This is a genomic window from Roseococcus sp. YIM B11640 (assembly GCF_049727625.1).
GTDB lineage: Bacteria > Pseudomonadota > Alphaproteobacteria > Acetobacterales > Acetobacteraceae > Roseococcus.
Genome location: NZ_JBBJOZ010000001.1, coordinates 1 through 12817 on the forward strand (window position 1 = coordinate 1; position 12817 = coordinate 12817).

At 69.4% G+C, this 12817-nt stretch carries 9 protein-coding genes; 1 reads left to right on the plus strand and 8 read right to left on the minus strand.

All coding sequences use genetic code 11. The features are described from left to right. The 7 genes from WJM96_RS00005 to WJM96_RS00035 form a co-directional block, all read right to left on the minus strand. Positions 1-1232 (minus strand): tetratricopeptide repeat protein (locus WJM96_RS00005; protein WP_424810360.1); only part of this gene is annotated, 1232 nt, incomplete at its 3' end. Between the two features lie 16 nt (positions 1233-1248). Further along, a complete protein-coding gene (locus WJM96_RS00010) occupies positions 1249-1929 on the minus strand; it encodes an ABC transporter permease (RefSeq protein ID WP_424810361.1) in 681 nt (226 codons plus the stop codon). A gap of 5 nt (positions 1930-1934) precedes the next feature. Further along, on the minus strand, positions 1935-2858 hold the full coding sequence (locus tag WJM96_RS00015) for an alginate O-acetyltransferase AlgX-related protein (RefSeq protein ID WP_424810362.1): 924 nt from the start codon (positions 2856-2858) through the stop codon (positions 1935-1937). A 114-nt stretch (positions 2859-2972) separates the two neighbouring features. Further along, complete coding sequence (gene bcsA, locus WJM96_RS00020) at positions 2973-7715, minus strand: UDP-forming cellulose synthase catalytic subunit (RefSeq protein ID WP_424810363.1); 4743 nt, start codon at positions 7713-7715, stop codon at positions 2973-2975. A gap of 44 nt (positions 7716-7759) precedes the next feature. Next, positions 7760-8560 carry a cellulose synthase operon protein YhjQ/BcsQ gene (locus WJM96_RS00025; RefSeq protein WP_424810364.1) on the minus strand — a complete coding sequence of 267 codons (801 nt, stop codon included), beginning with the start codon at positions 8558-8560 and terminating at the stop codon, positions 7760-7762. A 15-nt stretch (positions 8561-8575) separates the two neighbouring features. Next, positions 8576-9718, minus strand: coding sequence for a hypothetical protein (locus tag WJM96_RS00030; RefSeq protein ID WP_424810365.1), 1143 nt, complete (start codon positions 9716-9718; stop codon positions 8576-8578). 108 nt (positions 9719-9826) lie between these two features. After that, on the minus strand, positions 9827-10882 hold the full coding sequence (locus WJM96_RS00035) for a glycosyl hydrolase family 8 (protein WP_424810366.1): 1056 nt from the start codon (positions 10880-10882) through the stop codon (positions 9827-9829). Between the two features lie 140 nt (positions 10883-11022). Here WJM96_RS00035 and WJM96_RS00040 point away from each other — a divergent pair, with 140 nt between their 5' ends. Continuing rightward, positions 11023-11913 carry a fumarylacetoacetate hydrolase family protein gene (locus WJM96_RS00040; RefSeq protein ID WP_424810367.1) on the plus strand — a complete coding sequence of 297 codons (891 nt, stop codon included), beginning with the start codon at positions 11023-11025 and terminating at the stop codon, positions 11911-11913. A gap of 56 nt (positions 11914-11969) precedes the next feature. On the opposite strand, the gene WJM96_RS00045 is transcribed toward WJM96_RS00040, so the two are convergent. Next, a complete protein-coding gene (locus tag WJM96_RS00045; protein ID WP_424810368.1) occupies positions 11970-12761 on the minus strand; it encodes an N-acyl homoserine lactonase family protein in 792 nt (263 codons plus the stop codon). Positions 12762-12817 lie beyond the last annotated feature (56 nt).

Genomic DNA, 12817 nt, shown 5'->3' on the forward strand with positions numbered 1-12817 from the left:
AGCCGGTCAGCACCATCCAGATCACCCCGCTCCAGCAACCGCCACGCCTGAACCGTCGGCCCAGCAACCCAACCAACACCAGTGCCGGCGCCAACCGTACCCGCGCCACCCCCGATGAAGCCGAGCAGCGTGCCGAATTCCTGCGTCCGGTCCGGGGCGATGGCGATGGCCTGCTCGTAGAGCCGCCGGGCCTCCGGCTGGCGCCGCTGGTTGATGCGAACCAGCGCGAGACCGATCATGGAATCGACGTCGTTGGGCTCGATCTTCAGCGCGTCCTGGAAGCCTTGCTCGGCGGCGTTGAACTGGCGGCGCTCCATCTCGCTCCAGGCCGCGATGCGAGCAGCGGCAAGGGGCGTCAACGCGCCTTGCGACAGGTTCTGGACTTCGCGAAGGCGGGACTGCACCTCTGAGTCGTTGGGATAGGCCGCCGCATAGGCCTCCAGGAAGGGCGTCGCCTCCACGGCCGGGCCCAGCCACATCACCGCCTGTCTCCAGGCGAAGCGCGCGGCTTCCCGCATGCCGCGCCGCTGCGACAGCTCCTGCAGGAGGACGATGCCTTCCGCCCGCGAATCCTCCCGGTAGGTGAGGATCTGCGCGTAGGTCAGCGCCAGGCGCTGATCGCTGGGGTTCGCCGCCGTCCGCTGGCTCAGCTGCTGAACCGCCTCGCGGTAACCCGCTTCGGATGAGCCCGCGAGCGCCTGGTAATATTCCGGGGCGAGAACCGAGGGGATGTTGCCGCCGCGGAAGAGCTCCCGGTATCGCGCCACCGCCTCGGAGCCACGGCCCGCCGCCGCAAGGCCCCGGGCCGAGGCCAGCACCTCCGCATCCTCGTTCATCAGACGCACCAGCTCGGCCACCCGAGGCAGCCGAGGATCCTGCGGCGAAACACGCCGCAGCTGCGCCAGATACCGCTGCGCCGACGACGACTGGTTCGCCAGCGCCGCCATCTCCACCGCGCCGGCCAGCGCATCGACGTTGTTCGGCTCCACCGCCAGCAGGCGCTCATAAGCCTGCAGCGCGCGCTCGGGCTGCCCCTGCTGCTGCCAGAACTGCGCCTGCTCGACCAGGTTCGTCGTCGCCGCCCCGCCCGACATCCGGACATCCGATTGGGCCAACGCGGGCAGCGAAACCGTGGAGAGAAGCAGAAGCGCGAGCCGCGCGGTTCCGCGCTGCAGCAGATCCCTGCCGCCTTCGCGGTGCCCGATGCACGAGCTCGCCTGCCTCCCCTTCATCCCCGGTCTCCTGTCGTCACGGTCGGTAGCGGGCCGTTGTGTCGCGCGTCACGAACGCGCCGATATTCGTTCCGGCGCCGATCAACCACACGCTGTACATGCCGCCGGCCTCCAGCCCCTGCAGGGCAACAGGCGCGGCATTGCGCGTGCCGCAGCTCGCGCGGACCTGCGCCTCCACCGGCGTCACGCTGCGCGAGCGCGTCTGCAGCGAGGGCACATCCTCGAACACCGCAGGCCCGGAGGGCAGCAGCGTCAGGGCCGCGGCCGGGCAATCCGGAAGGCCGTTGTAGAAGGCCAGGCGCGAGCGGGCACGGTTGAAGTCCGCCGCATCGGTGATCGCCGTCGCGGTGATGTTGCCATCCGCCGTGGCGTGCAACAGCACGGTGGTGAAGCTGCCGGCCTCGGCGCGGAAGGTCGCCGTCCCACGGCGCTGGCCTTCCTGGAACTCCAGGCGGAGCTGGCGGTTCGCGACATTCTCAACCACCGTGAAGGGCATCGCGCGCTCGGCGACACCGGTGCCGAGGCGCTGCTGGGGCAGGAAGTCCGGCCTTGCCGAGACCTCGCCCGGCAGGCCGTTCACCAGCCGCACATAGGCCGAGCCGCGCGGCGGCGCCGCGTCATAGACCTGGCTCTGCGAAAATCCCGGCGTCGCGAGCCAGACTTGGGCGGCCGCAACGAGCCCCGCGAGACGAAGCATGGCCCTCATACCGCCACCAGCCGCCGCAACTCGCTGATGAAGTTCGCCGGCGGCATGGCGAACTGCCCCCAGGACGAGCTGTTCGACGCATTGATCATGTCAATCTCCAACAAATTCCAGACGATCGCGCGCGGGCGCTGGCGCCGGAAACCCTCGCTGCGCAGATATTCGAGAAGCACGTAGTACGGGCCGTAATTGTTCGTGCGCCATTGCAGGTTCACCGGCCGCGACAGCTGGTTGGACAGAACTTCGGTGAAGGCGAAGCGAGGCTGCATGTTGCTCGTGCCGACCACCGCCACATCGGCGTCGTCGGATTCCAGCAATCCGCCGCCCCCGCCCTGCGCCGGAAGCACCTGACGCACCCAGGATTCCTCGCGCCCGAAATTGGCGCGCTGCGCGGCCGGGACGTAAGTGAGGAGGTCGCCCTGGGCCAGGGTCATGGGCCGCAGGTCGCCCAGGCGGACGCCCGGCTTCTGGCTCGCCGGCATGCCGAGCTGCTCGCGCATCAACCGCGCGGTCTCGACGGCCGCGACCTCGGCGCCGACCGGCGTCCAATGGGTATCCGTCTTGAAGAACACGACCCGGCGCGGGTCTCGCCCCATCGTCTCGCGGAACAGCGTGTCCAGGTCGGGCACCACAGCCTGCGCGCGGCGCCCTTCCTGCAGGATCATGGTGTAGCGACGGTCGATATCAGCGGCGACCTGAGCGCCTGGCAGGAACCGCCGCATGAGCCGCTTCTTCGACGGGATCACGAGCAGCACCACGTCCATCCGGCCGCCGCGGATGATGGTCACGGCCTCGATGATGCCCTGCACGGCTCGGCGCATCGCCTCGACGTCGAGGCGATTGATCCGGTCCCAGGCCGGGAAGAGCCATCCTTCCGTCCCGATATCCACCAGCGCGCTCTGCGCCTGAGCAACGGACGCCAACCCCGCGGCCCCACCGGCCAACAAGGCACGCCGCGTCAAGGCAGCCGGACCAAATCCCATCAAACACTCCCCGAACACAAACCCAAGGCAAGGCTGGCGAGCGGCCTTTCCCCCTTAAACGGCAGACCTTTCACGTAGGCGCTGGGCCGCGCGACGGCGCAGGATCCAGTAGAGCGGCGCTGGCACGAGCAGCAGCACGACCAGCAGGATGATCAGCAGGTACCAGGGGTTGTTCCCCAGGTAGAATTCCGGCCAGAGCCAGGGCGGCAGGCTGCCGACCTGGTAGGTGGAGGTCACGCGATAGGCCGTGACGCGACCGCCCGAGAGGACCGCCGTGTCCCCCTGAACGCGCGGCACCTGCTCCGGATCGCGCAGCGCGATGATCATCGCCTCGAGACCCGCCGGGCTGGAGCCGGTGAGCGCGACGACGGAGCGCCCGGACTTCAGAGGGCTCTCGAAGCCGATGAGCGCGCCCAGCGATTCGCCAGGGGCGGCCAGCTGCGCCTGGAGGCGCTCGAGCTCTCCGCGGCGCTCGCCGCCGAAGAGGTTGCGGAAATCGCCCATCCCGTCGTTCAGCGCGACGGAGAGGCGGTTGCCTTCCACGCGCAGCGGACCGGCCTCACGCATCAGCGTCTGCAGCGCGGGCTGCCGGCCGAGCGTACCGATGACGATGAGGTCCTTGTCCGCATTCTCCTGCAGCGCGCCGGGGCGGATCACCTGCATGCGCACGGGCGGGTAGCCCACCAGAGCGGAGATGCGGCCCATGAGCGTCAGGAAGGATTCCAGCTCCTGCTGGCTCGGACGCTCCGGCAGCACGACCGCCGTATCGCCGAGATCGGCGAGGCGCGTGTAGGGGAAGCCCGAGCTCGTGAAGAAGGCGAGGTTGGGCAGCGTGGTGAAGCGGTGCGCGCCGGTCAGGTCGATGGTGCTGTCGGGGTCGACCGAGGCGCGGATGTCGCCCGGCACCGCGATGCAGTCGCCGCGGTGCAGCGGACGCATGTCGAAGCGCAGCTGCAGCTCGTTCTGGCCGAAGAGCATGTAGCTCGGCAGCGCGACCTGCGCTTCGTCCACCTCGCTGGAGACGAACTGGCGCTGGATCCAGCTCAGCGGCCAGGTCAGGTCCGCCGCGCGCAGCGGGACGGAGCGCAGGTAGATATCGTTGATCGCGACGTCGAGGCGCGAGACCGCGACGTCCATGATCGGTCCCGGCGGGGCGCGGAAGCGCACCAGCGAGGAGAGCGCGCGCTCACGCGCCGTGTAGAGGTCGGGCGCCGTGCGGAAGGGAACCGCGATGGGGCCGGGCACGTAGCCGAAGGCCTGCAGCTCCGACGGGTCCATGATCTCGCCGAAGCGCAGCGGCCGGTCCGTGCGGACCCAGCGCGGCGCGTCGTAGGGCTGGCGGGCGGGAACGTCCTGCGAGGTGATGGTGGCGATCTCGCCGCTCAGCGCCTCGCGGCCCACGCCCAGCGCGGTGGCGGCGGTGACGGCCTCGCCGCCGTTGCGGCCGGCGATGACCAGCAGCAGGCCGAGCGGATCGCTCGGGTTCTGCACCACGGCCAGCGTCGGTCCTTCCAGGCGCGGCAGGATCAGGCCGGGAATGGCGTCGGGCGCGGTCGTGATGACCACGGCATTGCCCGTCGGCGGCAGCACGGTCGCGACCGGGAAGGTGGCGCCGCGATAGTCGGCCTGGACGGCGAACCAGGAGGAGACGATGGCCGCCGCGCGCAAGGCGTCGTTGCTCGGCGTATCCTGCATGATCATCGGCAGGACCAGCGGCTCGCGCAGCAGGCGCGGGTCGAAGAAGGGCTCGGGCAGGCGCGCGAGGTCGCGCGTCACCGGCAGGCGCTCCAGCCGCAGCGACAGCGTCGAATTGTCGGAGATCGTGCTCCAGAGCAGCCCGGAGAGCGGGTCGTTGCACTCGATGGCGTAGCGGCCGGTGAAGCGGAAGTTCAGCCGGTTCACATCCGCGAAGAAGAACGGATTGATCGGGAATTCGAGCGGGCCGAAGGCGGGGCGCGAGCGATCGGGCTGCACCGTGCCGACGAACTGCTCATTCACCGTGAAGGCGATCTGGCTGAGCTCGGGGATCAGCGCCGGAGAGGTCGCGCCCTGGAGCACCAGCCGCGCCGAGGTCACCACCTCGTCGCCTCGCACGCCGAAGAGAATGCCCTGGAGATCCGAAACGCCCCGCAATTGCATCGGGCCACGGAGGCCGAGCTGCCGCAGCGTGCGCGTCTCGGTGCGCGTGCCCGGGGCGTCCTGGCCGGCCGCCTGCATCAGCGGATTGAGGTCCATGGGCCCTGCATTGGGCGCACCGCCGGCCGGAGCCAGCGGATTGCCGCCTGCCGGGGCCGCGGGCGCCAACGGGTTGCCGCCGGCAGGGGCCAGCGGGTTGCCTCCCGCCGGCGCCAAGGTCGGCGCGGGCGAGAGCATCGGCGGCTGCGCCGGCGCGGCCGCTGGGGCCGGGGACAGGATCGGCGGCAAGGTCGGTGAAGGCGAGAGGACCGGCGCGGCGGGGGCTGGCGCAAGCGGCGGCGCCGAAGGCGCGGGACCGCCGGCAGACCCCGGCAGCGGCGAGAGCGTCGGCGCGGCCGGCACATTGCCGCCGCCGGTTCCGAGGGCCGAGCCCGGCACGCGCGTCTGCGCCAGGGCCGTCGAGGCCATCAGCAGCATGACGGCACCGCTGACGGCGGCCGTGACGGCCGTGCGCGCGTTCTCGTTTCGAGCCGACACGGGCGGCGCAGGCGGCGCCAGCGGCTCCGCGTTGATGATACGGCCGCGCGCGGGACGCCGCCGGAAACTGAACTGCGAGCCGCCCGAGAACAGACCACCAATCGACACGAGCACTTCCTTCAGCGAGCGCAGGGGCCGGTCCGCGCGGATATTGTCCCAATCCACCCAGGCATCGGCGCGGCTCAGCGTCGCGATCACAACATTGCCTTCGTCCTGGATGTCCTGCGGCAGGAAGCGCAGGTTCAGGCGATCGCCCTGCCAGCGCAGAACCTCGGCCGGGAAGCTCACGATCTGCGAGCCGGCATCCAGTTCCACCATGACGAGCGGTTCCTCGCCCAGCGTCTCGGGCGCGGGCATCCGCAGCGCGGCGCCACCCAGCGAAAGATCCTCGGACACGCCTTCGATGCGCCGGCCGTCCGCGAAGGTCACGGCCGCCGACACCTCGGCGGCAACGCGCGCGCGCTCACGCACCTGGCGCCGCTCGCGGCCCACGGCGAGGCCGGCGAGAACGGTGATGAGGCAGAAGGTCGCCCAGACGACGTTCAGCGCATAGGCCTGGAACTCCAGGCTGGCCGGCGGGTTCACCGCGAGGCCGTAGATGCCGAGCAGCAGCCCGAAGATCAGCGCGCCCGCAAGGAACATGTTCGGGCCCACGGCGCGAAGGTCGAAATAACCTTCCTCCAGCGTGCCGCCCTTGTCCGTCACGTTGAAGCGGCCGCGCTTCGGATCGAGCAGCGTCGCGAGCGTCACGGGCAGCAGGTAGACGGTCAGCACCGTCTCGTAGATCTCGGACCAGAAGGAGTGGCGCACGCGCCGCTGGATGCGCGAGTTCGTCACGACCGAATGCACGATATGCGGACCGGCATAGGCCACGATGGCGAGCGGCGAGGCCGCAATGATGCTTTCGCCGAAGATCAGGAAGGCGAGCGGCGCGGTCAGGAACACGAAGCGCGGCAGCGGGAAGAGGAAGTGGAACATCGCCATGAAGTAGCAAAGGCGCTGCGCCAGATTCAGACCGTGCGAGGTCAGCGGGTTCTCGATGCGCAGGATCTGAATCATGCCGCGCGCCCATCGCATGCGCTGGCCGATGTGCAGCATCAGTCGCTCGGTCGCGAGGCCCGCCGCGAGCGGCACGCGCAGATAGGCGGTGCGCCAGCCGAGCTTCTGCATCTTGAGCGAGCAGTGGCAGTCCTCGGTCACCGTCTGCGTCGGCACGCCGCCCACGGCCTCGAGCGCCGTGCGCCGCATAACCGCGCAGGAGCCGCAGAAGAAGGTCGCGCCCCAGAAGTCGTTGCCCTGCTGGATCAGGCCGTAGAAGAGAAGCCCCTCGTTGGGCACGCGCTGTCCGGCGACGAGGTTCCGCTCGAAAGGATCGGGCGAGTAGAAGTAGTGCGGCGTCTGCACCATGGCGAGGCCGCGGTCGCGCAGCATCCAGCCGACGGTGAGCTGCAGGAAGCCGCGCGTCGCCACATGGTCGCAGTCGAAGACGACGACGTATTCGCCGGTCGTCTGGCTCAGCGCATGGTTGATGTTGCCGGCTTTGGCGCCGCGATTGTCGGGGCGGATGATGTAGCCACAGCCCACCTCGGCGGCGAAGCGGCGGAAATCCTCGCGCCGGCCGTCGTCGAGCAGGTAGACATTGAGCTTCTCCGGTGGCCAGTCGAGCGCGAGCGCGGCAAAGACCGTCGGGCGCACGATGTCGAGCGGCTCGTTGTAGCTGGGGATGAAGACGTCCACGACCGGCCAGTCGTCCGGGTTCGCGGGCATGGGCGCCGGCTTGCGGTCCAGCGGCCACAGCGTCTGGAAATAGGCCAGCACGAGCGCGACAATGGCGTAGACCTCGGCGAGCAGGAGGCCGGTGCCGAGGAAGGTCTGCAGGAAGGTGCTGAAGTCCAGCGTCTCCGTGACGCGCCAGAAGATGTAGCGCAGCGAGACGACGATCGAGAGCAGGGCGAGGAGCAGCGTCACCGTCCGCCCCTCCAACCTGTTGAAGATCAGGAAGACAATGAACCCGCCGATGGCAAAGATGGCCTGCTGCTCAGGCTGCATCGGAACGGTGATGACGACGAGCGCCGCCGTGAGGCCCACGATCGTGACCAGCCAGCCAAACCACTTGTTTCTCATCAAGGGGAGGCGGGCTAGCCATTCCCTGCGGGCCGCGACTTCGCTCATCGAGCTCCCCAGTTCGCGCTGAATGGTTCAGGCACCGCCGGCAGCGCGGCCTCGATGCCCCGGGAGATTTCCCGCAGATCCTCCGCCGCCTGGCTGGCCGGCGCGATATCCAGCACGAGCCGCTGCGCGGCCAGGGCCTCGGCCACGATCTCCTCGCGGCAAACGGCACCGAGCAGGCGCGGCCCCAGGTGGCGCGCCACCGTTTCCGCCGCGGCGCGCGAGAGGCGCGCATTCGGGTCGACGCCGTTCAGCACGACCCGGAGCCGGCCGGCGAAGAGGGCGGCCATCGTCCCGGCGCCCAGGAAGCGGCCGTTGTCGATGTCCGGCACCAGGGCCGCGCTGGTCGCGTCGGCCAGCAGCACCGCGACCACCATCGCCGACATGGGCGCCAGGATATTCAGCGAGTGCGAGGCTCCGGGGGGCGTGTCCGCAATGACCAGCAGGTTCGGGTCGGAGAGGATGGCGCGCATGGGCGCGGCGAGCAGTTCGGGATCGCGCTCCAGCGAATGGAACAGCCCCAGCGCGCCGCGGATGTCGATGGAGCCGTGCGGCAGCAGCATCACGCCGGAGGAAGTCTGGCGAACCAGCTCCCGCCAATCCGGACGCTTGGGAAGCTCGGTCATGAACCCCGAGCTGTCGGTGAGCGGAATGCCGAAATGCAGACGCAGGGTGTTCTGGGGATCGAAGTCCATCACCAGCACACGCCGCCCCTGTCGCCGCATCGCATCGGCGACATTGGCGGCCAGGGTTGTCTTCCCGACACCGCCCTTGGGTGAAGCGAAGCAGATAAGGGGCATGGAGCCTCCGGCAGTCTAGAAGGACGATGACGACCGCAGGGCGGTGCGGAACGTATCGACAGGGGATGCTGGCGGCGGGCCGCCGGCAGCAATCATGCGCATAACCTCCCCCAGGGGAACTGTCACTGCCGAGGCGGGTACCATCCCTTCACCACCCAGGGACTGGGTGGATTTGCTTGCGGTTCCAGTTTGATAAGCCGGACTTAATACTGGCGTCTCGACCGTCGTCGCGATCACTTGGCGAAGCCGCGCGAGCGTGCCTCCAGGAGCCGGCGCGGCGGTCGGCGGCACGTCGGGAACCTGGCCGATCGCATCCAGGAGGGCGAAGGCCGGGGCCTGCTCGATCTCGGCCTCCGACAGGCGGCGGGCTTCCTCGTCGCGGACCGGCGGCGGCGCGGGATGCGCGGCCGAGGCCAGCGCCGCCCAATCGATCCCGGGCTCCTCCGGCAGGGGGGCGGGCGGGGCGGGCGGCGGAGGGGGAGGCGGCATCTGGACCGCGCGCACCGGCTCTGGCGCCGGCACGGAAATCGGCGCGGGCGGCGGGGCCAGGACCGGCGCCGGCGCTGGAGCCGGCGGCTGCAGAACCACGGGCTCCGGCCTCGGGGGCTCGGGCTCGGGGACCGGGGGCACCGGAATGGCCCCCGGCGAGACGGGACGCGGCTGAACCTGGACCGGCGGCGGCGAAGGCGCGGCCGGCGCCGCATGGACCGGCGGCGGTGCCACCGGCGGGCGCGGCGGCTGCGCGGCCTGGGACGGAGCGATACGCCGGGGCGGGGGCGTCACGGCCACGGGCTCGGGGGCGGGGGCGGGGGCCGGCTCGGCAGCGGGCGTCGGCGCCGCGGCCACGGGAGGAGCCGGGGCAATCGGCGTCGTCAGGATCAGCGCCTCTGGCGGCGCCTCTTCAATCACCTCGACGACTTCCACAACCGGAACGGACGCCTGGGCCAAAGCGGCAGCGGCCGCCGCAGCTGCCGCGGCGGCCTCGGCATCCCGGGCCGCATTCGCCGCACGGAGCTCCCGCAATACAGCTTCAGGGTCGGCGAGGGTTTCGGCACGCGGCGAATCATTACGCACCGGCAGATTGCCGAAGCTGCGATACTTCAGCCCAGGCGTATTAAACGCGGCCGCAACGCGCGCCACGTCCGGTTCCTTCGCCATCGAAAAACCTAAACCTCTGTAAACAGGGACGATGGAGGGTCGCGCTCAATCGAGAAACCTGCAACCGCTTTTTTCGACGTTGGAAGGTTTCCTGTCGGGCTGTTGTTGTTAAGCCATGCCGGAATCCCAGGCAGCCAGCCCAGCAAGAAGGCTCAAGGCGGCAGAATAGTAGTTTGGCATATCCAAAGCACCGACAGGCCGGTCCGCGAGCCACCGACTTCTCTCCCGAAGGGCCCGGGTGAGCCGCGCGACCTCCGTGATCCCGGGAGAGGCGGCGTAGGGCGAGATGCCGTCGTTGGTCAGATCGGTCCAGGCCGGCATGTGCCGATGCTGGCGGTCCGACCAGAAATCCGCAGGCCCGATCAGGGCGGGCTCATCCGCAAGCCCAACCCAGGCCAGATAGAGCGGCACCCGCACCGCGTCATAGGAAAAGCGCGGCGCCCAGTCGCCGGGAAGGGCGAGCGCGCCGTCGGCATGCCGGATCGTCAGCCAGTCCGGCGGCAAGCCCCAGCGCCCGAAGCGGCTGGCGCGGAGAAGCGCCACGCCATCGGCGGCCAGCCGCAGCCAGGCCGGGTCGGGCAACGCCATCGCCAGCGCCCGGATGGCAGGAAACGCGTAGTAGGACGGATTGACCACGGTATGGTCGGTGCGCTGAAAGCCCTGACTTCCCGGCAAAAGGACGGTGAAGGGCCCCGCCTGGGCACAAAGCAGGCGCAGGATATCCCGCGCCATGGCGGTACCCTGGGTGGTGCAATCGGCCCGCCCCCAGCGGCGCCCTGCCTCCAGCAAAGCCCAGGCGATGAAAAGGTCGCCATCGGTCGCGTTGTTGGGATCATCAACCGGCCGCGCCGCGCCCGGCCGGAAGCGCCAGGCGAAAAGCTCATCCCCCTGGCGCCGCAAGGTGCGGTTGGTCCAGCGATGGAGCTTCTCGAAAGAGGCCCTGTCATCGGCGCGCACGGCCGCGAGCATGGCCCATCCCTGCCCCTCCGTGTGGGAGACATGGTCATTGCCCGTGTCGATGATACGGCCCTCCGGCGCCATGAAGCGGTTCCGGAACGCAGCCCACTGAATCCGATGGAAATGATCGGGCGATTGCGCCTTCGCGGCCGACGCACCGGCCATCGATCCTGACATGGCAAGCAGGGCGGCACGGCGCGGCAGCATGGAGGACTCCTCTAAGGGCAGCGCGTACCATGAAGCGGGAACTGTATACAATTTAAATCCTGAGGTGCCTGCCTTGCCAGGTCACCCGCAATCCGTTCCCCTATCCGTCCAGGTGCCCAACCCGGCCGGAGGAAAGTACAATGACGTTGAAACTCGTGACCTTTGAAGCAAACGGCGAAGCGAGGCCGGGCGTCGTGATCGGCGAATCCGAGGTCCTGGACCTGCGGAAGGCCGGGCTCGCCCAGCCCGATATGCTGGCCATCATCGCGGAAGGCGCCGCATCGCTGAAAAAGATACGCGCCCTGGTTGCGGCCCCGTCGGCCGAGGCCAAGCTGGCCCTCTCCAGCGTGAAGCTGCTGGCGCCGATCCCCCGCCCGGCCCGCAACGTCTTCTGCGTCGGCCGCAACTACATGGACCACGTGGCGGAGGGCGACCGCACCCGCGGCATCACCAGCAGCGAGCTGCCCAAGTTCCCGCAATTCTTCACCAAGGCACCCGAGACCGTGATCGCGCCCGGGGACACGATCCCCGACCATGGCGCCACCGGCGTCACGGAATGGCTGGACTACGAGGCCGAGCTCACCCTCATCATCGGCAAGGAAGGCGCGAACATCTCGCGCGAGGACGCGCTGAGCCACGTCTTCGGCTGGACCATCGCCAACGATGTCACGGGCCGCGACCTGCAGCGCCGCTACGGGCAGTGGTTCAAGGGCAAGTCGCTGGACCGCTCCTGCCCCCTCGGCCCCTGGATCATCCCCGCCGAGGACCTCGACGCCTCCGACCTCGCCATCCAGCTCTGGATCAATGGCGAGCAGCGGCAGTCCAGCCGGACCAGCAAGATGATCTTCGACCCGAAGGAGATCATCCATCACCTCTCCAAGGGCTTCACCCTGCGGCCCGGCGACGTGATCATGACGGGCACGCCGGAAGGCGTCGGCTATGCCATGACGCCGCCGCGCGTGCTCAAGACCGGCGATACGGTCCGCATCGCCGTCGAGGGCATCGGCGAGCTGACGAACCCCGTCGGCTAAGGCGTTTCGCCGGGCACGCGATCCTGGCCCGAGCCTGCGCCTCGGGCCAGCGTCGGCTACGCCTTCGGCATGACGTCTAGGCGATAGATGTCCTCGGCGACCTCGGGATAGAGCTTCCGCACCTGGGGGTCATGGCCCGGGACCACATGGTCCCGCCCCTCGCCGAGCTTCGGCAGGATGGCGATGGCGTCCAGATAGTCCTGCACATTCACGATGACCGGGAAGGGATTCCCGGTCTCGCCATTGGCGAAGTAGTGCATGGCGTCGGAGGCGACGACGACCCAGCCGCGCTTCGTGTGCACCCGCACCACCTGCAGCCCCGGCGCATGCCCGCCCACCTGGCGGACCGTGATGCCTGGCGCGACCTCGCCCTCGCCTTCGTGGAACTCCACGCGGTCGCCGTGCACGAGGCGCACGAAGCTCACCACCTGCTCGACGTCGTAGGCGCGGCGCATGAAGGGCTTGCACATGCAGGGGCCCGTGGCGTGCGCGATCTCGCAGGCCTGGGCGTGAAAGCGCGCGCGCGGGAATTTTTCGAAGTTGCCCGCGTGGTCCCAGTGCAGATGCGTGTTGATCACGGCCTCGACATTCGCCGCATCGACGCCGATCGCCTTGAGCCCTTCCGTCGGGCAGCGGAGGAAATCATTGCCGCGTGCCTCGCAGGTCGCCGCATCCGCGCCGCTGTCGATGACGACGGCGCGCCCATCCTTCACGGCAGCCCAGACGAAATAGTCCATGGGCATGGGCCCATCATGCGGGTCCGCGGGCGCCAGCACGAAATTGTCGCGCGCCTTGCGGCGCGGATTGGTCGCATAACGGATGGCGTAGAGATCCCAGGTCATCATCATCTCCCTTTCCGCCGGATGCTGGACAGGCTGTGCCGCCGCGTCCAGCCTGGACGGAA